Source organism: Corynebacterium sp. UMB6689 (assembly GCF_030215295.1).
GTDB classification, from domain to species: domain Bacteria; phylum Actinomycetota; class Actinomycetes; order Mycobacteriales; family Mycobacteriaceae; genus Corynebacterium; species Corynebacterium aurimucosum.
The window spans coordinates 1-267 of sequence record NZ_JASOLS010000181.1 but is presented as its reverse complement, the minus strand read 5'-3'; the positions used below and the strand labels follow the sequence as shown (position 1 = coordinate 267).

Annotated in this window: 1 protein-coding gene; it reads left to right on the top strand. The window is 34.8% G+C overall.

The window, feature by feature from the left end; translation table 11 throughout:
- On the top strand, positions 1-267 hold a 267-nt coding region (locus QP363_RS13145), incomplete at both ends, for a helix-turn-helix domain-containing protein (RefSeq protein ID WP_284764811.1).

Sequence of the window (267 nt, the reverse complement as noted above, 5' to 3'; positions counted from 1 at the left end):
AATTAAAATGTATGATATTAAAGGAAGAAGGTTAGAACTAGGCCTAACCCTCGAGGAAGTTGGTGAGATTGTAGGAGTAGGAAAATCTACTGTAAGAAAATGGGAAAACGGCATGATAGACAATATGAAGAGAGACAAGATAGCACTTTTAGCAAAAGCTCTTCACATTAACCCTTTAGAACTCGTCTACGATAATTACAGTGAAGATAGTAATCACGATTTAATGAAGGTTTACAATAAGCTACTCCCTAAAAGACAAGAAAAAGT